We start from the raw sequence: 697 nt of genomic DNA, 5'->3' as shown, positions 1-697 counted from the left end.
TCACCATGCCGACCATGATGGCGCTCAGCGTGTCGTAGCGGAGCGCCCAGGCGAATTCGAGCTCACCCACATCCATCCAGGTGACAATCTCGACGGTGGTGGGCTGTGCGCCCATCGCCACCTGCCAGAAGGCCAGCGAGCCGCAGATGGCGGCCAGCACCATGCAGGTCACGGAGGACCACATGGAGGCCTTCACGCCGATCCAGYGGTTCAGGAAACCGCTGATGCAGGAGCCCAGCAGCGGAAAGAAGACTGCGCCGACGAACATCGGTTTAACCTTTCAACGCCGAGATATCCTCGACCTCGATGCTGCCGTGGTTCCGGAAGTAGATGACGACGATGGCGAGGCCAATGGCGGCCTCCGCGGCGGCCACCGTCAGGATGAACATCGCGAAGACCTGCCCGGCGAGGTCATCGAGCCGGGACGAAAAGGCCACCAGGTTCAGGTTCACGCTGAGCAGAATGAGCTCGATCGACATCAGGATGACGATGACGTTCTTCCGGTTCAGGAAGATGCCGAAGATTCCAAGCACGAAGAGGATGGCGCTCACCGTGAGGTAGTGCGCGAGGCCGATGGTCAGCATCAGTGGTGCCCTCCCCCATGAGAACCATGCCCGTGGTCGTCATGCTCGATGGGCGCGGCCACTTCCTTCACCGGCGGCGGCAGCGGGCGGAGGATGTCCTCGCGGTTGATGCC

Annotated in this window: 1 protein-coding gene and 1 pseudogene; both read right to left on the bottom strand. The window is 62.6% G+C overall.

The window, feature by feature from the left end; translation table 11 throughout:
* Positions 1-268: pseudogene (locus tag AC1DWF_RS34735) on the bottom strand (NADH-quinone oxidoreductase subunit L); the annotation flags it as partial.
* Between the two features lie 4 nt (positions 269-272).
* Positions 273-581 (bottom strand): NADH-quinone oxidoreductase subunit NuoK, encoded by a 309-nt coding sequence (gene nuoK, locus AC1DWF_RS34730; RefSeq protein WP_476843019.1) that lies wholly within the window; start codon positions 579-581, stop codon positions 273-275.
* Between the last annotated feature and the right edge of the window lie 116 nt (positions 582-697).

The sequence above is a fragment of the Aminobacter sp. P4_D5 genome (assembly GCF_056401815.1).
The sequence above is the reverse complement of the archived record's forward strand: the minus strand, read 5'-3'. Positions and strand labels throughout refer to the sequence as shown.